The organism is Pseudoxanthomonas sp. SGT-18 (assembly GCF_003931645.1).
In the GTDB taxonomy this organism is placed as follows: domain Bacteria; phylum Pseudomonadota; class Gammaproteobacteria; order Xanthomonadales; family Xanthomonadaceae; genus Pseudoxanthomonas.
Genome location: NZ_RRYJ01000003.1, coordinates 206658 through 229887 on the forward strand (window position 1 = coordinate 206658; position 23230 = coordinate 229887).

At 73.4% G+C, this 23230-nt stretch carries 16 protein-coding genes and 1 pseudogene; 6 read left to right on the plus strand and 11 right to left on the minus strand.

Annotation, left to right across the window (positions count from 1 at the left end; translation table 11 throughout):
* Positions 1 to 24 precede the first annotated feature (24 nt).
* The 7 genes from EIM47_RS06365 to EIM47_RS06395 form a co-directional block, all read right to left on the minus strand.
* On the minus strand, positions 25 to 1086 hold the full coding sequence (locus EIM47_RS06365) for a VacJ family lipoprotein (protein WP_125076432.1): 1062 nt from the start codon (positions 1084 to 1086) through the stop codon (positions 25 to 27).
* Positions 1083 to 1391 (minus strand): STAS domain-containing protein, encoded by a 309-nt coding sequence (locus EIM47_RS06370; RefSeq protein ID WP_125076433.1) that lies wholly within the window; start codon positions 1389 to 1391, stop codon positions 1083 to 1085. The genes EIM47_RS06365 and EIM47_RS06370 overlap by 4 nt, the downstream gene beginning before the upstream one ends.
* Positions 1378 to 2019: an ABC transporter substrate-binding protein gene (locus EIM47_RS06375; protein ID WP_125076434.1), complete on the minus strand. Its 642-nt coding sequence runs from the start codon at positions 2017 to 2019 to the stop codon at positions 1378 to 1380. Before EIM47_RS06375 ends, EIM47_RS06370 begins: the two co-directional genes overlap by 14 nt.
* Positions 2016 to 2552, minus strand: coding sequence for an outer membrane lipid asymmetry maintenance protein MlaD (gene mlaD / locus EIM47_RS06380; RefSeq protein ID WP_019397490.1), 537 nt, complete (start codon positions 2550 to 2552; stop codon positions 2016 to 2018). The genes EIM47_RS06375 and mlaD overlap by 4 nt, the downstream gene beginning before the upstream one ends.
* 91 nt (positions 2553 to 2643) lie before the next feature.
* The gene (locus tag EIM47_RS06385) at positions 2644 to 3393 is read right to left on the minus strand and encodes an MlaE family lipid ABC transporter permease subunit (RefSeq protein ID WP_019397491.1); all 750 of its coding nucleotides are present in this window, start codon (positions 3391 to 3393) and stop codon (positions 2644 to 2646) included.
* Positions 3393 to 4193, minus strand: coding sequence for an ATP-binding cassette domain-containing protein (locus EIM47_RS06390; RefSeq protein ID WP_019397492.1), 801 nt, complete (start codon positions 4191 to 4193; stop codon positions 3393 to 3395). The genes EIM47_RS06385 and EIM47_RS06390 overlap by 1 nt, the downstream gene beginning before the upstream one ends.
* Positions 4194 to 4359: 166 nt before the next feature.
* Positions 4360 to 6183, minus strand: a complete 1824-nt coding sequence (locus tag EIM47_RS06395; RefSeq protein WP_125076435.1) for a Na/Pi symporter — start codon at positions 6181 to 6183, stop codon at positions 4360 to 4362.
* 93 nt (positions 6184 to 6276) lie between these two features.
* Here EIM47_RS06395 and recC point away from each other — a divergent pair, with 93 nt between their 5' ends.
* The 4 genes from recC (at position 6277) to EIM47_RS06415 (ending at position 15518) form a co-directional block, all read left to right on the plus strand.
* A complete protein-coding gene (gene recC / locus EIM47_RS06400) occupies positions 6277 to 9684 on the plus strand; it encodes an exodeoxyribonuclease V subunit gamma (RefSeq protein WP_240626175.1) in 3408 nt (1135 codons plus the stop codon).
* On the plus strand, positions 9681 to 13298 hold the full coding sequence (locus EIM47_RS06405; protein WP_125076437.1) for an exodeoxyribonuclease V subunit beta: 3618 nt from the start codon (positions 9681 to 9683) through the stop codon (positions 13296 to 13298). The genes recC and EIM47_RS06405 overlap by 4 nt, the downstream gene beginning before the upstream one ends.
* Positions 13295 to 15163 carry an exodeoxyribonuclease V subunit alpha gene (gene recD / locus EIM47_RS06410; RefSeq protein ID WP_125076438.1) on the plus strand — a complete coding sequence of 623 codons (1869 nt, stop codon included), beginning with the start codon at positions 13295 to 13297 and terminating at the stop codon, positions 15161 to 15163. The genes EIM47_RS06405 and recD overlap by 4 nt, the downstream gene beginning before the upstream one ends.
* A 118-nt stretch (positions 15164 to 15281) precedes the next feature.
* Positions 15282 to 15518: a hypothetical protein gene (locus EIM47_RS06415; RefSeq protein ID WP_019398379.1), complete on the plus strand. Its 237-nt coding sequence runs from the start codon at positions 15282 to 15284 to the stop codon at positions 15516 to 15518.
* A gap of 610 nt (positions 15519 to 16128) precedes the next feature.
* Here the strand turns inward: EIM47_RS06415 and EIM47_RS06420 are convergent.
* The 3 genes and pseudogenes from EIM47_RS06420 to EIM47_RS06430 form a co-directional block, all read right to left on the minus strand.
* Complete coding sequence (locus EIM47_RS06420) at positions 16129 to 16623, minus strand: nuclear transport factor 2 family protein (RefSeq protein ID WP_125076439.1); 495 nt, start codon at positions 16621 to 16623, stop codon at positions 16129 to 16131.
* A 24-nt stretch (positions 16624 to 16647) separates the two neighbouring features.
* Complete coding sequence (locus EIM47_RS06425) at positions 16648 to 17385, minus strand: SDR family oxidoreductase (RefSeq protein ID WP_028915708.1); 738 nt, start codon at positions 17383 to 17385, stop codon at positions 16648 to 16650.
* 23 nt (positions 17386 to 17408) lie between these two features.
* Positions 17409 to 17675, minus strand: a pseudogene (locus tag EIM47_RS06430) (Atu4866 domain-containing protein); the annotation flags it as partial.
* Between the two features lie 170 nt (positions 17676 to 17845).
* On the opposite strand from EIM47_RS06430, the gene EIM47_RS06435 reads away from it, so the two are divergent.
* Positions 17846 to 18751 carry a LysR family transcriptional regulator gene (locus tag EIM47_RS06435; RefSeq protein WP_125076441.1) on the plus strand — a complete coding sequence of 302 codons (906 nt, stop codon included), beginning with the start codon at positions 17846 to 17848 and terminating at the stop codon, positions 18749 to 18751.
* A gap of 73 nt (positions 18752 to 18824) precedes the next feature.
* A complete protein-coding gene (locus EIM47_RS06440; protein WP_026010470.1) occupies positions 18825 to 20936 on the plus strand; it encodes a M13-type metalloendopeptidase in 2112 nt (703 codons plus the stop codon).
* A gap of 88 nt (positions 20937 to 21024) precedes the next feature.
* Here EIM47_RS06440 and EIM47_RS06445 read toward each other — a convergent pair whose 3' ends face one another.
* Positions 21025 to 22860, minus strand: a complete 1836-nt coding sequence (locus EIM47_RS06445; protein WP_125076442.1) for a 3'-5' exonuclease — start codon at positions 22858 to 22860, stop codon at positions 21025 to 21027.
* Between the last annotated feature and the right edge of the window lie 370 nt (positions 22861 to 23230).

Here is a 23230-nt window from a genome sequence, read left to right on the forward strand (position 1 = left end):
TCGTGCACCTGCGTCGCTTCCGGCTCAGGTGCCGGGGATCGGCATCGCGTCCACCGGCACGGTGGGGTCGCGGTCCTCGCGCAGGTATTCGGGCAGGTCGTCGCCCTCGTGCCTGCGGTTGCCGCGGCGGTCGGCCTCGATCTGGTACTGGCGGCGCTGCATCCACGCGTCGCGGATCATCGCGTACTCGTCCACCGCGTTCTCGCGCATGCTCTCGATCGGCAGCAGCGCGGCGCGGCGGTCCACCAGCTGCGCGCCCTGCAGGGCGATGCGGTAGCGGTCGCGCTCGACCTGGCGGGTCGGCGACAGCGGCATGTCGCCGGCCAGGCCGAACACGTCGCGCACCGTGCGCGGGCCGAAGAACGGCAGCTCCACGTAGCGCGAGTTGCGCCAGCCCCAGATGCCCAGGGTCTGGCCGAAGTCCTCGCTGCGGCGCTTCATCTTCAGGTCGGTGGCCGGGTCGAAGATGCCGCCGATGCCCAGGGTGGTGTTGACCACGAACCGGCCCAGGGTCTGCACCGCGTCGCGCGGGCGGCCCTGCAGCAGCTGGTTGAGGAAGATCACCGGCGAGGCCAGGTTGTCGAAGAAGTTGCCCACGCCCAGGCGCACCGGTTCCGACACCACCGCCACGTAGGCGCGCGCCACCGGGCGGGCGATGGCGCGGTCGACCACGTTGTTGAAGGCGTGGATGCGCCGGTTCATCGGCTCCCACGGGTCGTAGGCCGGGCGCGCGGACGGATCGCCATCGGCCGGCGCGCCGTACAGCGCAGCGAAGTCGTCCTCGGCCTCGGTCGGCGCCAGGGCGTCGGTATCGGTGGCGGCGGGAGCGACGGGATCGACGGGATCGGCCGGCACCGCGGCGACTTCCGCGCCTTCCTGCGCTGGCGCCAGGGTGCCGGCTCCGGCCTCAGGCGCCGGCTGGGCGGCGGTCGCCGGATCGGTGGGTTCGCCGGCGGCAGCGACGGCCGCCGTGCCGGCCACGAGCGGGGCCGGCTCCGGGCCGGTGTCGGCGGACTTGGGCGCGCTGGCGCAGCCGGCCAGCAACAGCAGCGGCAACAGCAGGGCGCCGGTGGGGGCGGGCTTCATGGGGAGGCTCCGGCGTAGTTCAGTTGGGGGTCCAGCCGGTAGGCGGCGCGCAGCTCGGCCAGGCCGGGCGCGTCGCCCCGGATTTCGACCTGGCCGCCGGCGCGCATGCGCGCGGCGGCCTCGGCCAGCAGCGCCAGGCCGGCGCTGTCCAGGGCCTGGATCGCGCCCAGCTCCAGCGCGCGGGCGCCGTCGGCCAGCGCCTGCAGCGTCGGCCACAGCGCCACCGCGGCCGTCCGGTCCAGGCGGCCTTCCAGGTGCAGCACCTCGCCTTCGCGGCGGGCGCGGGCGCCGTCAGCGGCTGCCATTGGTGTCCGGGCGCAGGCTGCCGCTGCGCAGCTCGGCGGCGACCTGGGCGATCGTCTTCTGCCGCAGCGGGGCGTCGAACTGGGTGCGGAAGGTCTGCACGTAGGACACGCCCTCGACCATCACGTCGAAGATCTTCCAGCCGCCGTTGTTGCGCACCAGGTAGTCGACCGGGATCGGGTCGCCGCCGTCGCGCAGGATCTCGGTGGACACGCGCACGCCGCGGTTGTTCGGCAGCGGGGTCTCCGACTTCAGGCGGATGCGCGGGCGGCCCTCGAACGCCAGCAGGGCGTCGCCGTAGCGCTGCATCAGGTTGTCGGTCATGGCATCGGCGAACAGGGCCACGTCGGCCTCGCTGGCGCCGCGGCCGTGCGGGCCCAGCACCAGGCGCGCGGCGTACTCGCGGTCGAAGCCGGTGCGCAGTTCGGACTCGATGTAGGCGCGCAGCGCCTTGCGGTCCTTCTGGAACTCGGGGCGGCGCTGCTGCAGGGTGGTCAGGACGCGGGTGCCGGTTTCGACCACCTGGCGGCCCGGGGTCTGCGCGCTGGCCTGGGCCTGCGCCTGGGCGTGGACCGGGGCGCCCGCCAGCAGCGGCAGGGCCAGGGCGAGGGAGAAGATCAGGGGCTTCATGGCGTTTCTTCCGTGGGGGACGGTTCTTCGGTGGACGACGGGGACAGCACCTTGGCCGGGTCGGCGCCACCGCCGCCGGCACCGCCGAACATGTACTTGCCGACCAGCTGGATCAGGTCGATCGCCGGCTGGGTGTAGACGATCTCGTCGCCGGGGCGCAGCGGTTCCGGATCGCCGCCCGGCTGCAGGCCGATGTAGCTCTCGCCCAGCAGGCCGCTGGTGAGGATCGCCGCCGAGGTGTCGCCCGGCAGGTCCTGGTAGCGCTCGTCGATGGCCAGGGTGACGATCGAGTCGAACCGCACCGGGTCCAGCTCGACCTTCTTCACCCGGCCCACGACCACGCCGCCGATCTTCACCGGCGCCTGCAGCCGCAGCTGGCCGAGGTTGGCGAAGCGCGCGGTCAGCTCGTAGCTGCCGCCGCCGAGGCCGAACTGGCGGTTGGTCGAGGCGAAGGCCAGCACCAGCAGCGAGGCCAGCGCCAGGATGAGGAAGGCGCCGACCGCAAATTCAAGCCTGGGACCGCGGATTGCCATGGGGAGCTACCTGTGGGAAACGGATCGGAACAGGGCACCGGAGGATGCCCGGGGTTTTTCTGCAATGCCGGCACCGGGTGCCGGCGCCGGTTCAACGGAACAGCAGGGCCGACATCACGAAGTTCAGCATCAGCACCAGCAGCGAGGCATTGACCACCGCGCGGGTGGTGGCCACCGAGGTGCCCTCGATGGTCGGCTCGGCGTGGAAGCCCACGTAGGCGGCCACCAGCGCGCTAACCCCGCCGAACACCGCGGACTTCAGCAGCGCCACGCCGAAATCGTCCCAGAAATCGACGCTGCCCTGCAGCGCCGCCCAGAACGTACCGTTGTCCAGGCCCAGCACCTTGACCGCCTCGAACCAGCTGGCGGAGATGGCCAGCGAGCAGAAGAAGCCGGTCAGCAGCGGCACGCACAGCACCGCCGCCCAGAAGCGCGGTGCCACCGCCTTGGCCACCGGGTCGATCGCCATCAGCTCCAGCGCCTTGATCTGGTCGGTGGCGCGCATCAGGCCCAGCTCGGCGGCGATCGAGCTGCCGGCGCGGCCGATGAACAGCAGCGCGGTCAGCACCGGGCCCAGTTCGCGGTACAGGGACAGGCCCAGCAGGGTCGACAGCGCGTCCGCGGCGCCGAAGGTGGTCAGGGTGCGGTAGCCCTGCAGGGTCAGCACCAGGCCCACGAACGCGCCGCCGACGGCGATGATCGGCAGCGAGCGCCCGCCGATCTTGTAGATCTCCCGCGCCAGCTCGGCGAAGAAGTCGCGGCTGGGCAGCGAGGCGCGTAGCACCGACAGCGAGAACAGGCCGGCCCGGCCCAGGGAACGGATCGCGGCGACGGCGGCCATCAGGCAGCCTCCGCGCGCGCGGCGCCCTCGCGGGCGCTCTCGAACGGGATCGGGCCGTCCGGCTGGCCGTCCAGGAACTGGCGGATCAGCGGGTCGGTCGAGGCCTGCAGCTGTGCCGGGGTGCCATCGAACACGATGCCGTGGTTGGCGATCACCACCACCTGGTCGGCGATCGGCAGGGTCTCGTGCACGTGGTGGGACACGATGATGCTGGTCAAGCCCAGGCTGCGCGACAGGCGCTGGATCAGGCTCATGATCACGCCCGAGGCGATCGGATCCAGGCCGGTCAGCGGCTCGTCGTAGAGCATCAGCGGCGGATCCAGCGCCAGCGCCCGGGCCAAGGCCACGCGCCGGGCCATGCCGCCGGACAGCTCGCGCGGATAAAGCTCCGCCGCGCCGCGCAGGCCGACCGCGTTGAGCTTCATCTCCACCAGCCGGCGCAGCAGCGGCTCGGGCAGGCGGGTATGGGTGCGCAGCGGCAGGGCCACGTTCTCGGCCACGCTCAGGTCGGTCAGCAGGCCGTTGCCCTGCAGCAGCACGCCGATGCCCTTGCGCATCTCCAGCAGTTCGCGCGCCCCTCGCGGCACCGGGCGATCGAACACGCGCACGCTGCCGGCGGCCGGCACCAGTTCGCCGGTCAGCGCGGCCAGCAGGGTCGACTTGCCGGTGCCCGAGGGTCCGAGCACGGCGGTGATGCTGCCGGCGGGAACCGTCAGGTCGAGGTCGCGCAGGATGGTGCGTCCGCCGCGGTCGAGGCGGACTCCCTGCAGGGCGACGGCGTTGGCGGCGGGAGCGGGCATGTGGCGCGCGTTTCCTTCGCGGTTGGGGGAACCACAAACCGGCGCATCATGCGTCGGAAAGACTGAATCTTAACCTATCCATTGAACCGCCCAGTACAGGAATTGTCCCGGACGTGGGCCGGATCGTGCCACCGCGTGCACGTTGTCCGGCCCTGCCGCGCGCGGCTCAGGCGGCGGTGGAAAGCTGGCGCAGCTGCTGCAGCGAGCCCGGCTCGCCGGCGCGGTCGAACAGCTGCCGCAGCTGGCGGTAGACCTGCCCGGCATAGCCCTGGTCGTTGAGCAGCGAGCCGGCGTCCAGGCCGTCGATCGCGCCCTCGCGCACCCGCTCGAACAGCTGCTGGCGGAAGCGTGCCTGGAACGCGTCGGCTTCCGCGTCCAGCCGCGCCAGTTTCGTCGCCAGCGCATCCACGTCGCCCAGGTGGCGCAGCGCATGCAGCGCGCGCAGCTGGCCGAACAGGTGCGCGCGCAGCTCCAGGTAGGCCGCGCGCACCGGGCCATCGGGCCCGGCGAGGTGGCGCTGCAGGTTCTTCTGCAGCTGCCTGGCGCTCTTGACCGCGTTGACCATCTGCATCGCCGCCAGCTGGCTGCCGGCCCAGAAGCGCTGGTGCTCCTCGTCCAGCGGCAGCTCCAGCCGGCTCATGAATGCCAGCAGGTCGCCATACACGCCCTTGACCCGCTGCTGGTACAGCAGTTCGGCGTCCACCGCCTGGCCGGGCGCGCAGGAACCGTCGAGCAGGGCCGGATCGGTCCCGGCAGCGGACAGCGCGCGCGGCGGCAGGCACAGCGCCTGGCAGATCACCTCCATGCTCAGTTCGCCCAGGTGGCGCAGCTCCAGCGCCACCGCGGCCGCGGCCGCATCCACCGATTCCAGCGCCGGGCCGCTGAGGTGGCGCGCATGCACGCGCCCGATCGCCACATCCGCTTCGTGCGCCTCGGGCAACGCTGGATCGGGACGGTCCGGCAGCCAGCGCCGCAGCAGCGCCTCCAGCCGCCGCTGCCAGGGCCAGAACAGGGCCACGCCGCCGGCGTTGAACAGGGTGTGGAACAGGGCCAGCTGCAGCAGCGCGTTGCCGCCGAAGCCGGAGAACCCGGCCACGGCCTTCACCAGCCAGGTCAGCGGCAGCAGCAGGACCAGGGCCGCGCTCGCGGTAACGATGTTGAACAGCGCGTGCGCCAGGGCCAGGCGCTGGCCGCTGCGGTTGCCGCCGAGCATGCCGACGAAGGCGGTGCTGACGCTGCTGCCCACGTTCGAGCCCACCGCGATCGCCAGGCCCTGCTCCAGCTGCAGCTGGCCGCCGGCCAGCGCCGCCAGGGTCAGCATCAGGGTGGCGTGGCTGGACTGCAGGACCACGGTCACCGCCAGCCCGGCCAGCACGAACAGCGCGGTGCCGGCCACGCCGCTGCCCTGCACCGCGGCCGGGTCCAGGCCCGCGCCGAACTGGTCGAAGCCCAGCTTGAGCTGGTCGATGCCCAGGAAGATGAAGGCCACGCCCAGCACCACCCGCCCGGCCGCCTTGCCGCGCGCGCCGGCGAAGCCGCCCAGCACGCCGAACACCAGCAGCGGCAGGGCCAGCGGCGACAGGCTGAGGTCCTGCCCGGCCAGGGCCAGCAGCCAGATGCCGCTGGTCGCACCGAGGTTGGCACCCAGGATCACCGCGATGCCGCCGGCCAGCTGGATCAGCCCCGAGCCGATGAAGGCGATGGTCAGCAGCGAGACCAGGGTGGTGGACTGCAGCAGCGCGGTGCCGGCCATGCCGAACAGCAGCCCGCGCAGCGGGGTGCCGGTGCTGCGCGCCAGCAGCCGCTCCAGGCCGCCACCGGCCAGCTGGCGCAGGCCTTCCTCCAGGCACTGCATGCCGAACAGGAACAGCGCCAGGCCGGCGCACAGCTGCAGCCAGCCGGCGCTGCGCCAGAAGCTCCAGCCCAGCAGCAGCGCCAGTGCAAGCGCAAGCAAAGGTCCCAGCAGCGGCGGCAGCCGCATCGCGCGCATCCAATCCCCCTGCGGCCATCCGCGTCGGCGCGATTCTAGCCAGCGCCGGCCGCCGTCTCGCCTGTTGCGATGGCGCTGCGGCAAGATGGCCGGATGCCCGAGCACCATCCCGACGCCTGCCCCGACTTCCGGCTGTACCACTCCAACTCGCTGGAGATCCTGGCCGGGATCCTGGCCAGGGTGCTGCGCGAGCCGGCGCCCGGCCAGCCGCTGCTGGCGCCGGAGGTGGTGCTGATCCCGCAGGTGGCGATGCGCCGCTGGCTGCAGGCCACCCTGGCCGCCGAGCACGGCGTGGCCGCCAACATCCAGTTCCTCACCCCGGGCGAGTTCGTGGGCCAGGCGCTGGCCGCCAACCTGCCCACCGACCCGGACGGCGACGAGCTCGACGCCGAGACCCTGCGCTGGCACCTGTACGCCGCCCTGTGCGACCACGCCCTGCTGCGGCAGCCGGCCATGGCCCAGATCGCCGCCCACGTCGAAGGGGACGACCCGCTGCGCGCCTGGGCGCTGGCCGGCGAGCTGGCCAACGTGTTCAACAAGTACCAGGCCTGGCGCCGCGAGTGGCTGCTGCGCTGGGAGGACGGCGCCGACCCGGACGACCCGCAGGCCATCCTCTGGCGGCGCGTGGCCCGCGGCCGCCCGCACCGCGCGCGCCGCATCCAGCAGTACCTGGAGCGCTACGCGCCGGCCGGCGGCCCGTTGCCGCAGGGCCTGCCGCCGCGGCTGTCGGCCTTCGCCACGCTCAACGTCTCGCCCGACGTGCTGCGGGTGATCGCCACCCAGGCCCGGGTCGGCACCCTGCACCTGTTCGTGCCCTCGCCGGTGGCCGACTACTGGGGCGACCTGCAGCGCCTGCGCCGCGGCGAGCCGCGCGCCGAGGCGGAGGAGAACCGCCTGCTGCAGCTGTGGGGCGCGGCCGGCGCCGACTTCATGGCCCTGGTCGGCGGCTACGAGGTGGTCCATGCCTCGGCCGAGTTCGAGGTCCACGCCGACCCCGGCGAGGGCGGCGGCGCGCTGCGCGACAGCCTGTTGCGCCGGCTGCAGTCGGACATCTTCCACCGCCGCCCGCGGCCGGGCGCGCCGCTGCGCGCGGAAGTGGACCGCACCGACCCCAGCCTGCAGCTGCACGCCTGCCACACCCGCCTGCGCGAGCTGCAGGTGCTGGCCGACCAGCTGCGCGGGCTGTTCGACGACCCGCGCTTCGATCCGCCGCTGCAGCCGCGCGAGGTCGCGGTGCTGGCGCCGGACATCGATCCCTACCTGCCCTACCTGGAGGCGGTGTTCGGCCGCCGCGGCGAGGCGGACGCCATCCCCTACGCCCTGGCCGATGCCAGCCCGCTGGCCAACGAACCATTGGCCGGGGTGTTCCTGCGCCTGCTGGCGCTGCCGGTGTCGCGCTTCGGCCTGCACGAGGTGCTGGACCTGCTGGCCAGCCCGGCGGTGGCCGAGGCCAATGGCCTGGACGCCCCGGCACTGGACCGCCTGCGCGCCTGGCTGGACGCGGCCGGCGCGCGCTGGGGCCTGGACGCCGCCCACCGCGCGCGCCTGGATGCGCCGGAGGACGACGCCTACACCTGGGCCTTCGCCCTGGACCGCCTGCTGCTGGGCCACGCTTCCGGCAGCGACGCGTCGATCGAACTGGACGACGGCCGCGTGGTGGCGCCGCTGCCGGACCTGGAAGGCAGCGCGCTGGAGGCGCTGGACACCCTGCTGCGGCTGCTGCGGGTGCTGGAACGCAACGCCGGCGCGCTGGCCGGGGCGATGCCGCCGGCGCAGTGGCGCGAACGCCTGCTGGACCTGCTCAAGGCGCTGCTGCCGCGGCCGCCGGCCAGCCCGGCCACCCAGCGCGCGCTGGATCGCCTGCGCAGCCTGGTCGACGCCTTCGCCGACACCGCGCGCCGTGCCGGCTACGAGGCGCCGGTGCCGGCCGAGGCGGTGCGCGCCCACTTCGCCGCCGCCCTGGCCGAAGCCGATACCCGCGCCCCGCTGCTGACCGGCGGCGTCAGCGTCGCGCGCATGGTGCCGATGCGCCTGCTGCCGTTCCGGGTGATCTGCGTGCTGGGCATGAACGACGGCGAGTTCCCGCGCCGCGACCCGGCCGCCGGCCTCAACCGCCTGACCGCCGAGCTGGGCACCGGGAAGCGCCGGGTCGGCGACCGCTCCACCCGCGAGGACGACCGCTTCCTGTTCCTGCAGCTGCTGGCCGCCGCCCAGGACGTGTTCTACGTCAGCTGGATCGGCGCCGACCCGCGCGACGGCAGCGAGCGCGAGCCCTCGGTGCTGGTGTCCGAGCTGCTGGAAGCGGCGGTGGAACAGCACGCGCATCCGCCGGGCGAGACCGCCGGCCTGGCGGATGCGCTGGTGGTGCGGCATCCGCTGCAGCCGTTCGCCGCGGCCGCGTTCGGCGCCGGCGGCGAGCCGCGCCGCTTCTCCTACCGCCGCGACTGGCGCGAGGCCGCGGCGCAGCCGGCCGCGCGCCGCAGCGTGCTGGGCCCGTGGTTCCAGGGCCAGGCCCTGCCGCCACCCCCGGATCCGGACGAGCCGGGCGAGTCGGTGCTGCCGCTGGAGGCGCTGCGCCGGTTCCTGCTCAACCCGGCGCGCGAGTTCCTGGCGCGGGTGCGCGTACGCCTGCCGGAGCTGGAGGAGCACGGCGACGACGTCGAACCGCTGGCCGCGCCGGAAAGCGCGCTGGACCGCAGCCGCATGCAGCGGGCGGTGTTCGAGGCCGCCCTGCGCGGCGAGGAACCGCGGCGCATGCACGCCCTGCTGCGCGCGCGTGGCCTGCTGCCCTCCGGCGAACCGGGGCGGCGCCTGCTGGAACGCCAGGTGGGCGAACTGCAGCCCTGGCTGGAAGCCTTCGCCGGCTGGCGTGGCGACGCCGGTCCGCGGTCGCTGGTGGCCGAGGTGGTGGTCGACGGCGTGCGCCTGCGCGGCCGCATCGACGACGTCTACCCGCAGGGCATCGCCCGGGTGCGCCTGGGCAGGCCCGGCGGCCCGGCCACCATCCGCCACGGCCTGGACTGGCTGCTGGCGCGCGCCGCCGGCCTGCCGCTGGAACTGGTTGAGTTCCACGAGCTCAGGCTCGAGGACGGCGTGCGCCATGGCCCGTTCCCGCGCCCGCCGCTGGCCCCGGAGCAGGCGCGCGCGGTGCTGGCCGCGCTGCTGCGCCTGCGCGCGGCCGGCCTGTGCGAGCCGCTGCCGTTTGCCCCGTACAGCGGCTGGGAGATCTACCAGGGCCAGGGCGACTACCCCCGCAGCGTGCCCAGGGCGCGCACCTGCTGGCATGGCGGCGGACCGCGTCCGCCCGAGTCCGCCGATCCGGCGCTGCGCCTGGCCTTGCGCGGCCGCGATCCGTTCGCCGACCCGGCCCTGCTGCACCGCTTCGTCGAGACCGCCGAGGCGGTGTACACCGCGGTGGCCGACGGCCGCCTGGCGCCGGGCGTGGACCCGGACCTGCTGTTCGGCCTGGCCGGGGTGCACGACGCGGAGGACGCGGCATGAGCGGCGCCCGCGATCCGTTCCTGGAGCTGGACCTGCACGGCGTGCGCTCGATCGAGGCCTCCGCCGGCACCGGCAAGACCTTCACCCTGGCCACCCTGGTGGTGCGCCTGGTGCTGGAGCGCGCGCTGCCGGTGGAGAAGATCCTCGCGGTCACCTTCACCGAGGCCGCCACCCAGGAGCTGCGCGCCCGCGTGCGCCGGCGCCTGGTGCTGGCCGCGGACGTGGCCGCCGGCGTGGTGCCCGGCACCGGTTCGGCCGATGCCGAACTGACCGCGCGCCTGCTGCAAGCCCACCTGGCCCGCAGCGGCGAGGACGCCGCCGCGGTCGCGCGGCGCCTGCGCGCGGCCGCCGACGGCATCGACCAGGCCGCGGTGTTCACCATCCACGGCTTCTGCGCCCGGGTGCTGCGCGAGCACGCGCTGGAAAGCGGCCAGGGCTTCGAGCCGCCGGAGCTGTTGGCCAACGACCAGGGCCTGCGTGAGGCGGTGGCCGCCGACCTGTGGCGTGCCCACGCCACCGATGCGGCAACCGCCGCCGACCTGGAAGAACTGTGGCGCGATGGCCCGAAGGCGCTGGCCGCCGACCTGCCGGCGCTGGCGCGGCAGCCGCGCCTGCGCCCGCAGCCGCCGGACCCGGCGCAGCCGGATCCGCAACCACGGCTGGAGGCGGCCGCACGCGCGCTGCTGGAGGCCGGCCTGGCCCATGGCGACGAACTGCGCGAGGCGCTGCTGGCCGCGGTGGCGGGCAAGGTGCTCAACAACAACAGCTACCGCGCGGCCTGGATCGGCGAACTGTTCGACCAGCTGCGGCGCTGGTGCCAGGCCGGCCGCCCGGAGGTGCCGTTCCACCACGACAAGCTGGGCCAGCTGCAGCGCGCCACCCTGCTCAAGTGCACCAGCAAGGCCGGTGCCGGCAAGACCCCCGATTCGCCGCTGTGCGACGCGGTGCAGGCCTATGCCGAAGCCATGGAGGCGGTCGAGGCCTGGCGCGAGGCGCGCCGGGTGGCCCTGCTGCACCGCCTGCGCACGGATGCGCGACGCAGGCTGGCCACGCTCAAGCGCCAGCTGCGGGTGCAGACCTACGACGACCTGATCGACGGCGTCGCCGCCGCGCTCGACGGCGCCCACGGCGAGGCCCTGGCCTGGCGCCTGCGCGAGCAGTACGCGATCGCCCTGGTCGACGAGTTCCAGGACACCGACCCGCGCCAATGGCGGATCTTCGACCGCGTGTTCGGTGCCGCCAGCGGCGAGCCGGCGCTGTTCCTGATCGGCGATCCCAAGCAGGCGATCTACCGCTTCCGCGGCGGCGACGTGGAAACCTACCTGGCCGCCTGCGCCACCGCCGAGGCCGCGCCGGCGCTGGACCGCAACTTCCGCTCGCGGCCGAGCGTGCTGGCCGCGATCGAGGCGCTGTACGCGCAGGCCGGCGCCGCCGCCTTCGCCGATCCGCGCATCGCCTTCCACCCGGTGCAGCCGGGCGGGCGCCGCGGCGACGGCGACTTCCTGCGCGACGGCAGTCCGGCCCCGGCCCTGACGGTGTGGCAGGCCCCGCCGCCGCCGGTCGACGCCAAGGGCAAGCGCAAGCCCTGGCCGGCCGGGCGCTCGCGCGAACTGGCCACCGATGCCTGCGTGGCGGCGATCCATGCCGTGCTCAGCGATGCCCGCGCCGGCCGCGCCAGCATCGACGGCCGCCCGGTGCGGCCGGGCGACATCGCGGTGCTGGTGCGCAAGCACCGCGAGGCGACGCAGATCCGCCAGGCCCTGGCCGCGGTCGGCATCCCCGCGGTGGCCGCCGGCAGCCAGAGCCTGTTCGAGACCGGCGAGGCGCTGGAGGTGCTGGTGCTGCTGCAGGCGCTGCTGCACGGCGACGACGACGCCCGCCTGCGCGCCGCCCTGGCCACCGTGCTGGTCGGCCAGGACGCGCACCACGTTGCCGCCCTGGATGGCGACGGCGAGGCCATGCGCCAGTGGCGCCACGCCGCGCTGGGCTGGCGCGAGCGCCTGGACCAGGGCGGCCCGCTGGCCCTGCTGGGCGAACTGTGCGCGGCCCAGGCCACCCGCCTGCTGGCCCTGGTCGACGGCGAACGCCGCCTGACCAACTACCTGCAGCTGGCCGAGCAGCTGCAGGAAGCGCAGCGCCAGGCGCTGGGCCTGCACGGCCTGGTCGACTGGCTGGAACGGGCCATCGCCCAGGCCAGCAGCAACGACGAGACCCAGCTGCTGCGCCTGGAGTCGGACGCGCACCGGGTGCAGATCGTGACCCTGCACAAGAGCAAGGGCCTGGAGTACCCGCTGGTGTTCCTGCCGTTCGTCGGCATCGGCGCCAGGCCGGACACGCCCTCGCGCTGCGTGGTGGTGCACGACGCCGAGGGCCCGCTGCTGCAGTGGCGCCTGCAGGAGCAGGCCAGCGGCTGGGGTGATGCGGTCGCGCGCCACCAGGAAGCCTGCAGGGCCGAGGACGCGCGCCTGCTGTACGTGGGCCTGACCCGCGCGCGCGACGCGCTGTGGCTGGCCAGCGGCGAGTTCTACAACCACCACGCCACCCCCCTGTGGCCGATGCTGCGCGATCCGCAGGTGCTGGCCGCCGCCCTGCCCGGCTCCATCGTGCTCGATGCCACCCCGCCGCCGGCCAGCCTGCCGTGGCTGCCGGCCGAGGCCGAGGGCGAGGTGCCGCCGGCGCGCACGCCCGGCCGCTCCCTGGCCAGCGACTGGTGGGTGTACAGCTTCACCCAGCTGGCCCGCGCCGACGGCGCCGGCGACACCTCCAGCGCCGCTACCCAGCCGCCGCCCGGCGGCCGCGACGAACCCGCCGCGCCCGAGGCCGAGGCCCCGGCCGACGAGGGCCACGATCCGCGCTTTGCCGGCTCGCGCTTCGGCGTGGTCCTGCACGAGGTGCTCGAGTACGCCGACTTCGCCGCCTGGCGCGACTGGCGCCCGGGCGATCCGGCCCCGCCCGGCGAGGAGGCGCGCATTGTCCGCGCGCTGCGCAATGCCGGTTATGCCGAGGCCGAGCTGGACGACGGCATCGCCCTGCTGGCCAGCCTCGCCGGCCACACCCTGACCGTACCGCTGCCGGAGGGCGTGCGCCTGGCCGAGTTGCCGGAGGCGCAGCGGCGCGCGGAGATCGAGTTCCAGTTCGCCCTGGCCCCGACCCGCAGCGAGCAGCTGCTGGCCCTGCTCCACCGCCACGGCCTGCTGCGCGGGCGCAGCGGCTTCGGCGGCCGGTGCACGCTCGAGGGCCTGATGACCGGCCTGATCGACCTGACCTACCTGCACGACGGACGCTGGTACGTGCTCGACTACAAGTCCAACCGCCTGCGCGGCTACGGCCCGGCGCAGATGGCCGAGGCCATGGAACACAGCGAATACCCGCTGCAGGCGCTGATCTACACCGTGGCCCTGCACCGCTGGCTGCGCTTCCGCCTGGGCGGGGCCTATGACTACGCGTGCGACTTCGGCGGCGTGCGCTACCTGTTCTGCCGCGGCCTGGACGCGGCCGCCGCGGCACCCGACGGTAGCCGCCCGGGCGTGCAGGCCTGGCGCTTCGAGCCAGCACTGGTGGAGGCGGTGGACGCGCTGTTTGCCGGCCGCGAGCCGGCGGGAGCGGCGGCATGAGCCTGCTCGAGCGCCTGCGCAGCGAGGGCCACCTGCGCACCCTGGACCACGCCCTGGCCGTGGGCCTGCGCCGGCTCGACCCGGGCACCGCGGACGAGGTCGTGCTGGCCGCGGCCCTGGCCTCGCTGGCGGTGTCCGCCGGCCACGCCGGCTTCCGCATCGACCAGCCGCGCGCCCTGCTCGACCTGGACCTGGACTGGCCGGACCCGGCGCAGTGGCAGCGCGCGCTGCAGGCCTCGCGCTGGGTGGCCTGCCCCGGCGCGCGTGCGGACGAAGCCCCCGGCGCGGCGCCGCTGGTGCTGGAGCACGGCCTGCTCTACCTGCGCCGCTACCGCGAGTACGAGCGCCGCCTGGCCGCGGGCCTGCAGCGGCTGGGCAGCGGCGCCGCCGAGCCGGAAGGCATCGCCGCCCTGGCGCCGCTGTTCGCGCGGCTGTTCCCGCAGGCGGCCGGCGGCGGCGACCACCAGGCGCGCGCCGCCGCGGTTGCCCTGCTCCACCGCCTGCTGCTGGTCACCGGCGGCCCCGGCACCGGCAAGACCACCACCATCGCCCGCCTGCTGGTGCTGCTGGCCGCGCGCGCCGCCGCCGCCGGCCAGCCGGCGCCGCGCATCGCCCTGGCCGCGCCCACCGGCCGCGCCGCCGAGCGCATGGCCGAGAGCCTGCGCCGCGCCGCGCGGCTGCTGGCCGAGCAGGGCATCGAACCGGAGCTGCTGGCGCCGCTGGCCACCGGCGGCCGCACCCTGCACCGCCTGCTCGGCACCATCCCCGACTCCCCGCGCTTCCGCCACGACGCCGCCAACCCGCTGGACGTGGACATCGTGGTGGTGGACGAGGCCTCGATGATCGACCTGCCGCTGATGGCCAAGCTGGTGGAAGCGGTGCCCGACGGCGCGCGCCTGGTGCTGCTGGGCGACCCCGACCAGCTGCCCTCGGTGGAGGCCGGCGACGTGCTCAGCGGCATCCTCGCCGCCGCCGGCGACGGCATGCGCCTGGCCGCCGCCGACGCGGGCGCGCTGCAGCCGCTGCTGGGCGAGGTCGACCCGGCCGCGATCGCACCCGATGCCGCCGTGCCCTTCCCTGCCCGCCACGTGCACCTGGTGCGCGGCTGGCGCCAGTCGGCCGCGCTGGACCTGGCGCCGCTGGCCGCCGCGGTGCGCAGCGGCGACGGCGAACGCGCGCTGGCGCTGCTGCGCGAGGGCAGGCTCGACGGCGTGCACTACCACGCCGACGCCGCCGACCTGCTGCAGGACCCGGCCCGGCGCGAGCACTTCCTCGCCCACTGGACCGCCCTGGCCCAGGCGCCCACGCCCGCCGAGGCCCTGGCCCTGGCCGGACGCCTGCGCATCCTCGCCGCGGTGCGCGAAGGCCCGCAGGGCGCGCGCGGGCTCAACACCCGGATCGAGGCGTTGCTGGCCGAGCGCCTGGCCCAGCAGCAGCCGCGCACGCGCAGCGACGGTTTCTTCCACGGCCGCCTGCTGCTGGTCACCGAGAACCACTACCGCCACGGCCTGTTCAACGGCGACATCGGCATCTGCCTGCGCGACGACCGCGGCCAGCTGATGGCCTGGTTCCCGGGCGCCACGCCCGACGCTCCGCGCGCGTTCCATCCGGCCACCCTGCCCGCCCACGACAGCGCCTTCGCCATGACCGTGCACAAGGCCCAGGGCTCGGAGTTCGACGAGGTGTGGCTGGTGCTGCCGGGCAAGGACAGCCGCGTGCTCTCGCGCGAACTGGTCTACACCGGCCTGACCCGCGCCCGCGATGCGCTGCACCTGTGCGCCGACCCGGCGATCCTGGCCCTGGCGCTGTCGCGCCACGTCAGCCGCGTGTCCGGGCTGGCCTGGCGGCTGGGGGCCGGGGACTGAACGCGGCGCGCCCCAGGCGCGGCGGCGTGCCATCGCCCGGCGCGTCCTGATCCGGCCTGCACGCGCCACGTGCTGGCATGGGCGCGTGCCCGGGCGGCGGGCGTGCGAGGAGACGGCCATGAAGCCATACCGCGGCAACGACGGGGATTCGGGCGTGGACGCCTACGAATGCGGGCCCGGCTGGATCGAGGTGCGGTTCCGCCGCGGCGGCACCTACCGCTACGACGCGCGCCACCCCGGCAGCGAACACGTGCTGGAGATGCAGCGCCTGGCCGAGGCCGGCGACGGGCTCAACACCTATATCAACCAGTTCGTGCGCGACGACTTCGCGGCCCGCCAGTCGCTGGACCCCTGAGCGGCGGCCCCATTGCGCAGCCCCCGGGACTGGAGGAACATCTGTGAACTACGTCACGGATATGCCCCGGCCGGGGCGACGCATAGCGATCAGGGGGAGATCGTCCATGGAACGCCTGTCCAAGCTGCTGTGCCTGCTGGGGATCCATCGCTACACCAAGCCGACGCATGACGGTGGCCTACGCTGCCGTTGCCGCCGGGTCCGCTACCAGCTGCGCTAGGACGCGCTGCCGCCGCTTCCGCGGCGCGGGCAAATTGAGACAAAGCCGATTCCGTGACGCAGCGGCGGACGCGATGCTCGTCCCATGCACGGCGGTCACCCGTCACGGTCCGGTGGGCCGGGCGGGAGCGTGGCCGGGCGTGCGCCAGGGGATCGCAGCCATGTTGCGCCTGATCTCGACGGTACTTTGCCTGCTGGGTTTCCATCGCTACGAGCTGCCGACCCGCGACGGCGGGATGCGCTGCCGTTGCCGGCGCGTGCGCTACCTGCTGCTTTGACGGCGGCACGCGCGTAGCGGGATCCAGCCGTGGGCGGGGAAGGCCATTGCCGGCGCCCGGCGCCGGCAGGGGCCTTTGCACGCACGCCCATGCGCGCCAGTCACGCCGCAGCCTCAGCGCAACAGTTCCGCCAGCGCCCAGGTGTCGAGGAAGGCGATCACGCGCACGATCCGGTCTTCGCGCAGCTGCATGTGCCAGGCATAGCGGTTGCGGTAGGTCCCGCCATCGCGGGTGGTGGCCTGGCCGGACCAGACCACCACCACCATGTCGTCCTGCGCCAGCACCTGTTCCACCGTCGGCACGATCGGCGTGGCCAGGCGCGCGCCGATCGGCGCCACCGCCTGTTCCAGGAACTGCGCGCGCGAGCGGTACACGCCGGAAACCGGGCTGGTGCCGGCCACGGTCCATTCCACGTCCTCGTGCAGCAGGTCGAACACGCTGCCGCGGCCGTCGCGCCAGGCGGCAAAGGCCTCGCGCACCCGCGCGGCATTGGCCGCCGCATCGGAGGCGGGGGGATCGGCCACCGGCGCGGCGGCGGCGGGCACGGCGGACGCCAGGGCAAGCGCGCAGCCGATGGCCAGGCGCCAGGGCAGGGAGCGGATGGGCATGGGGATCCTCCTGTGCATGCATGCTCAGGCCGGGTGCGCCACCGGGCGCACGACGATGTCGCTGGTGTCCACGTCCTCCGGCTGGGCGATGGCGTGGGCAATGGCGTTGGCGATCGCCTCGGGCCTGAGCGCGACCTTGCGGAACTCGGCCATGGCGCGGGCCGCGTCCGCATCGGTGATGGTCGCGGCCAGCTCCGACTCGACCACGCCCGGATAGACGCAGGTGACGCGGATGCGGTCGTTCTCCTGGCGCAGGCCCTCGGAGATCGCGCGCACCGCGAACTTGGTGCCGCAGTACACCGCCGCGGTCGGCATCGCGTACAGCCCGCCGATCGAGGAAACGTTGATGACGTGGCCGCTGCCTTGCGCCTGCATCGTCGGCAGCACCGCGGCGATGCCGTACAGCACGCCGCGCACGTTGACGTCGAGCATGGCGTCCCACTCCTCGACCTTCAGCGCCGCCATCGGCGACAGCGGCATGATGCCGGCGTTGTTGACCAGTACGTCGATGCGGCCGAAGCGCTGCAGCGCGTGTTCGGCGAAGGCCTGCATGCTGGCGCGGTTGGCCACGTCCAGTTCGCGGGCGCTGGCGCTGCCGCCGGTGGCGGCGATCGCCTCGGCCAGCCGCTGCAGGCGGTCCAGGCGGCGCGCGCCCAGCACCACGCGCGCGCCACGCGCGGCGAGCACGCGCGCGGTGGCCTCGCCGATGCCGCTGCTGGCGCCGGTGACCAGCACCACCTTGCCGTGGATGTTGTCGTTCATGGCGGGAACTCCGGTTGGGGGTGTCAGTCCGCGCGGAAGGCGGAGGCGGCCGGCACCCGGCGCAGGACCATGCCGGCGTGGTACAGCACGCCGTCGATGAACTCGCCATCGGCGGAAAAGCCGGTGTCGTCCAGGTAGTCGATGTGGTTGCCGCGGATCGTGTAGCGGCCCTGGTAGGCGCTGCGGCGCAGGCCGCGGACCTCGTCGTAGCGGCCGTCGGCGCGCAGTTCGTGGCGGATGTAGCCGTCGTCGCTCACCCACATCCCGACGTAGGGTGGGGCACGGACGGGGCCGTGGAGGCGGACGCAGGGACGCGGTGGGAAGCGGGAGAGGGAGCAGGGGCCATGGGGATTCTCCGTCGGGGGGTGGAACCACCCTAGGCCGGCGCCAGTGTCCACGGAATTCCCCCGGAACTGGACGTGGTGGTTAGATTGGCTAACCAATCCCCCAGGAGCCCGCCATGCAGCCGGACCTCAACCTGTTGCACCTGTTCCGGGCGGTGGCCGAGTCGCGCAATTTCCGCGCCGCCGCCGACCGCCTGGGGGTGACCCGCTCGGCCGTCAGCCAGGGCGTGCGCCGGCTGAAGGATGCGCTGGGCGTGGCCCTGGTGCAGCGCTCCACCCGCAGCGTGCGCCTGACCGAGGCCGGCGAGCGCCTGCACGCCCAGATGGCCGGGGCGTTGTCCACCCTGGCCACGGCGCTGGAGGAGGCCGGCGGCGACGCCAGTCCGCGCGGCGTGCTCAGGGTGGCGGTCGCCTCGATCGCCGAGCCGTTCCTGTCCGGCCCGCTGGTGGCCTCGTTCGTGCAGGCCTACCCGCACATCACCCTGGACGTGACCGTGACCGACGAGGAGTTCGACATCGTCGCCGCCGGCTTCGATGCCGGCGTACGCCTGGGCGAGGTGATCGAGCAGGACATGGTCGCCGTGCCACTGGGCGGGCCGCAGCGCGAGCTGGCGGTGGCTGCCCCGTCCTACCTGGCCGCGCACGGCGTGCCGGTGCATCCGCGCGAGCTGGTGCGGCACCGCTGCATCGGCTGGCGCGCGCGCCCGGAGCTGGCGCCGTACCGCTGGGAGTTCGTCGAGGACGGGCGCCCGTTCGACGTGCAGGTCGAGCCGCAGCTGACCACCAACGACCTGTCGCTGATGATCCGCGCCGCGCTGGCTGGCGCCGGCATCACCTTCGCCCCGGAGGCCTGCTTCCGCCCCTGGCTGGATCGCGGCGAACTGGTGCCGCTGCTGCGGGACTACCTGCCGCCGTTCCCCGGTTTCTACCTGTACTTTCCCGCCCGCCGCCACACCCCGCCGCGGCTGCGCGCGCTGGTGGACCACGTGAAGGCCGCCGCGACGCGGCGCGACCCAACCTAAGGCACCCGCGTACGCCCGCCCCGGCCACTATGCTGGGCGATCGCATCCGTGCGACCCCCGAATGGAGACTGCCTTGAAGAAGACCCTGCTTAGCGCCGCGACCCTGGTCGCCCTCGGCCTGGCCGCCACGGCCGGCGCCCATGACGCCCATGCCTGCCTGGACGACGCCTGCACCCTGCAGCTGTTGCAGCCGGCCGGCGACGCCGCCGGCGGTGGCGCGATCGAGACCCCGCGCTTCGGCAGCTGGGGCTTCGACGTGGCCGGCATGGACACCAGCGTGGCCCCGGGCAAGGACTTCTTCGCCTATGCCAGCGGCACCTGGGCCAAGAACACCCGGATCCCCGCCGACCAGTCCAGCTACGGCGCCTTCCGCGCCCTGCGCGACCTGTCCGAGGCGCGCGTGCACCAGCTGGTGGAGAGCTACAAGCTGGGCGACCCGGCCACAGGCGGCGACGCCGCCAAGATCGCCGCGGTCTACCACGGCTTCATGGACGAAGCGACGATCGAGAAGCTCGACGCCGCCCCGCTCAAGCCGCTGCTGGAGCGCGTGCGCAAGGCCGGCTCGCACCTGGAGATCGCGCGCCTGATGGCCGCGCGCGACACCTTCAACGCCACCCTGTTCGGGCTGTCGGTCAGCGACGACCAGCGCGACCCCGAGCACTACACCCTGTACATGAACCAGTCCGGCCTGGGCCTGGGCGACCGCGAGATGTACCTGCGCGACAACTTCGCCCCGCAGCGCGAGCGCTACCTGGCCTACATCGCCCAGCTGCTGGAGCTGGCCGGCTGGAAGGACCCGCAGGCCGCCGCGCAGTCGGTGCTGGCGTTCGAGACCAAGATCGCCGAGGCGCACTGGACCCGCGCCGAAAGCCGCGACCGCGACCGCACCTACAACCCGGTGCCGTTCGAGCGCTTCGACGCCTACGCCCCGGGCTTCCCCTGGGCCGAGTACTTCAAGGCCGCCGGCGTGGACCACGGCAGCGTGGCCGTGGTGCGCCAGGGCACCGCCATCCCGAAGATGGCCAAGGTCTTCGCCGACACCGACGTGGCCACCCTGCAGGCCTGGCAGGCGTTCCACGCCGTCGACGGCGCCGCGCCGCTGCTGTCCAGCCGCTTCGCCAACGCCCACTTCGAGTTCCGCGACAAGTTCCTCAACGGCCAGCTCGAGCAGCGCGAGCGCTGGAAGCGCGCCGTGTCCCTGGTCGAGGCCAGCCTCGGCGAGGCCGTGGGCCGCGACTACGTGGAGCTGTACTTCACCCCGGACGCCAAGGCCAAGATGGACGCCCTGGTGGCCAACGTGAAGGCGGCCATGGCCGCGCGCCTGGACCAGCTGGAGTGGATGAGCCCGGCCACCAAGGCCGAGGCCCACGCCAAGCTCAAGGGCTTCGGCCTGAAGATCGGCCACCCGCCGAAGTGGCGCGACTACAGCGGCCTGCGCATCGCCAATGGCGACGTGGTCGGCAACGCGCTGCGCGCGCGCCAGTTCGAGTGGGACTACCGCCGCGCCCGCCTCGGCAAGACCGTGGACAAGGACGAGTGGGGCATGACCCCGCAGACCGTCAACGCCTACTACAACTCGGTCAAGAACGAGATCGTGTTCCCGGCCGCGATCCTGCAGCCGCCGTTCTTCGACCCGGACGCCGACCCGGCGGTGAACTACGGCGGCATCGGCGGCGTGATCGGCCACGAGATCATCCACGGCTTCGACGACCAGGGCCGCAAGTCCGACGGTGCCGGCGTGCTGCGCGACTGGTGGACCGCCGAGGACGCGGCCAAGTTCGAGGCCCAGGCCGCCAAGCTGGCCGCCCAGTACGAGGCCTACGAGTTCCCGCAGCTGCCGGGCCTGCACATCAACGGCCGCACCTCGATGGGCGAGAACATCGGCGACCTCGGCGGCCTGACCATCGCCCTGGAGGCCTACCGCCGCTCCCTCGGCGGCAAGCCGGCCCCGGTGATCGACGGCTTCACCGGCGAACAGCGCTTCTTCCTCGGCTGGGCCCAGGTCTGGCGCACCCTGTGGCGTGATGACGCCCTGCGCCAGCAGCTGGTCAACGGCACCCACTCCCCGGGCCACATCCGCGCCTTCGCCCCGCTGCGCAACATCGACGCCTGGTACGACGCCTTCGGCGTCAAGCAAGGCGACCCGCTGTACATCAAGCCGGAAGACCGCGTGCGGATCTGGTAAGCCAGGCCAGGCGCTGTAACCCCAAGGGCGGGGCCGCTTCGGCGGCCCCGTCCTCGTTCCGGCCCTGGGCGGACCCGCGGCGCGTGGGTCAGGCGGCCAGCTGGCGGCCCACGTTCTCGATCACAACGCGCACCTGCTCCACCATCGGTCCATTGCCATGGTGGGAGAGCTCCAGCTTGCGCAGCGCCCGGGTCATGGCCACGTACAGCAGGCGGACCTGCTGCTGCCGGCGTTCGCCGTCACTCTCTGGCGAAGCAAGCTCGCAGATCCCGGGAATGAACACCGTGTCGAACTCCAGGCCCTTGCTGGAGTGCATGGTCATGACCTTGATCGCCGGGTCGCCGCTGAACAGGTTGCGCCGGCGCTCGCCACTGGCAACCAGCACCGGCAGGCCGCGCTTGCGCAGTTGCCCGGCGACCAGTTCCGCCAGCCGGTTCGAATGGCACAGCACGGCGAAGTCGTCCGGGCTCGCGCCCTGCTCCAGGGCGTCGCCGATGCGCGCGGCGATCAAGTCCGCCTCGTTCCAGATGTTCCGCCCCCGCCAGAGCTCCGGCATCGGGCCGCGCCTGCCGGCGCTCTCGGGCGGGATCACCGGCACATGGTCGTCGTCGGTTTCCTGGGGGGCGAGCACTTCCTCGGCGAAGGCCTTGGCAACCGACAGCACCTCCAGGGTGTTGCGGTAGTTCAGGCGCAGGATCGTGGTCCGCCCGCGCGCCTGGATGCCCACGCTGGCGAAGCTGAACTTGCGCCGCCCGCCGTTGCCGTAAAGCGTCTGTGCGTCGTCGTAGAGCAGCAGCAGTGAGTTGGTCTCCGGGTCGACCATCTGCACCACCAGCTGCAGCCACTCCGGCGCGAAGTCGTGGCCCTCGTCAATCAGCACCGCGCCGTACTGCGCGCGTGGGATGGCCTTGGCCTGCACCGCCGCGATGACGGCTTCCACCAGCAAGGCGGCATAGCGGTCGGCGTTGTCCTGGTACGGAGGCGGGCGCACGCCATAGGTCTGCAGCTGCTCCTTGCACCAGCCGTGGAAATGCCGCACCGCCACGCGGTCGTGCACGGCGTGCGCGACCATCAGCTGCTCCAGGCGGCTGGCCAGGGTCTTGTTGAAGCACAGCACCAGCACCGGCTTGTGCAGCCGCCGCGCCAGCTCGACGCAGCGGTAGCCGAGGATCATGGTCTTGCCGGAGCCGGCCACGCCATGGATCACGCGGTGCCCGTCCCCGAGCGAGCGCGCCAGCTGTTCTTGCTGCAGGTCCATGATCCGGATGATGTCGGGGATCTCCACCGGCACCTCCTGCGGCTCGGCTGCCAGTGGCGGCAGCAGTTCGCCCTGCTGCTGGATGCGCAGCTGCGGGAACAGGTGCCAGCGCACGCGGTCGATCTGCGGCAGGGTCAGCTGGCAGGGGAACGGCATCATGAACATGTCCCACAGCCGCTTCTGGAACTCTTCCGGATCGACGCCCTCGGTCATCTCGTCCCGGCAGATCACGCTGGCCGCGCCGATGAAGGCATCCAGTTCCATCTGTTCGAACTGGTGGCGGGTGATGCCGGTCAGCACCACGCCGAATCCCCACGGCATGACCAGCTTGCCTTCGCGGCGATGGCCGGCCGGATGCAGCAATGCCGGGTCTGATTGCAGCAGGCGCTGGATCTCCATGGCGTAGTCGCGCGCCTGGCGCAGCGGATTGGGCTCGACCACGCGGCCGCGCTCGGTGTTGAGAACCACCCGGTCGCGGTCGATCTCGGCCAGGGACTCCTGCTTCCAGTCCTTGACCTCCAGCACCAGGATGCCGCGGTGCGGGTGGAGCACGACGAAGTCCGGATGCCTGTACCTGGGCCCGATCGGAACGTCGTACCAGCACAGGTAGTCTTCCTCGAGCTTGTCTTCCAGGCGCAGCGAGAAGCGCCGCTCGCCGGGCGTCATGCGCCCCGCGCAGGTCCCCCTGTTCGGAATCAGCGTAGCCAAGGCATCGGCCTCCCCTGGGACAGTTCCATGGCTGCGGATGAATATAGCGCTTGGCGGAAGCCTTCCCGGGGCAGGGACCCGGGACCGCCGCGGGACGGGATTTCTTTACGATTCCGTTTACGATCCGGAGCGGGGTTGTCCGGAAAAAGTCCAGCAGTATCAAATGCTTGGCAAAACGCGGGCTGGGGGTTTCTTTACGATTCGCCGCGGGCAGGGTGAAAGTCAACCGCTGCGGGACGCCCGTGGTCCCGCCGGGAGCCCCTGAGCCGACGGTTCGCGCCGGTCCCGCCTCAGCCCTGCTTGCCGTCCGCCGGGGCGGGGAACTCGA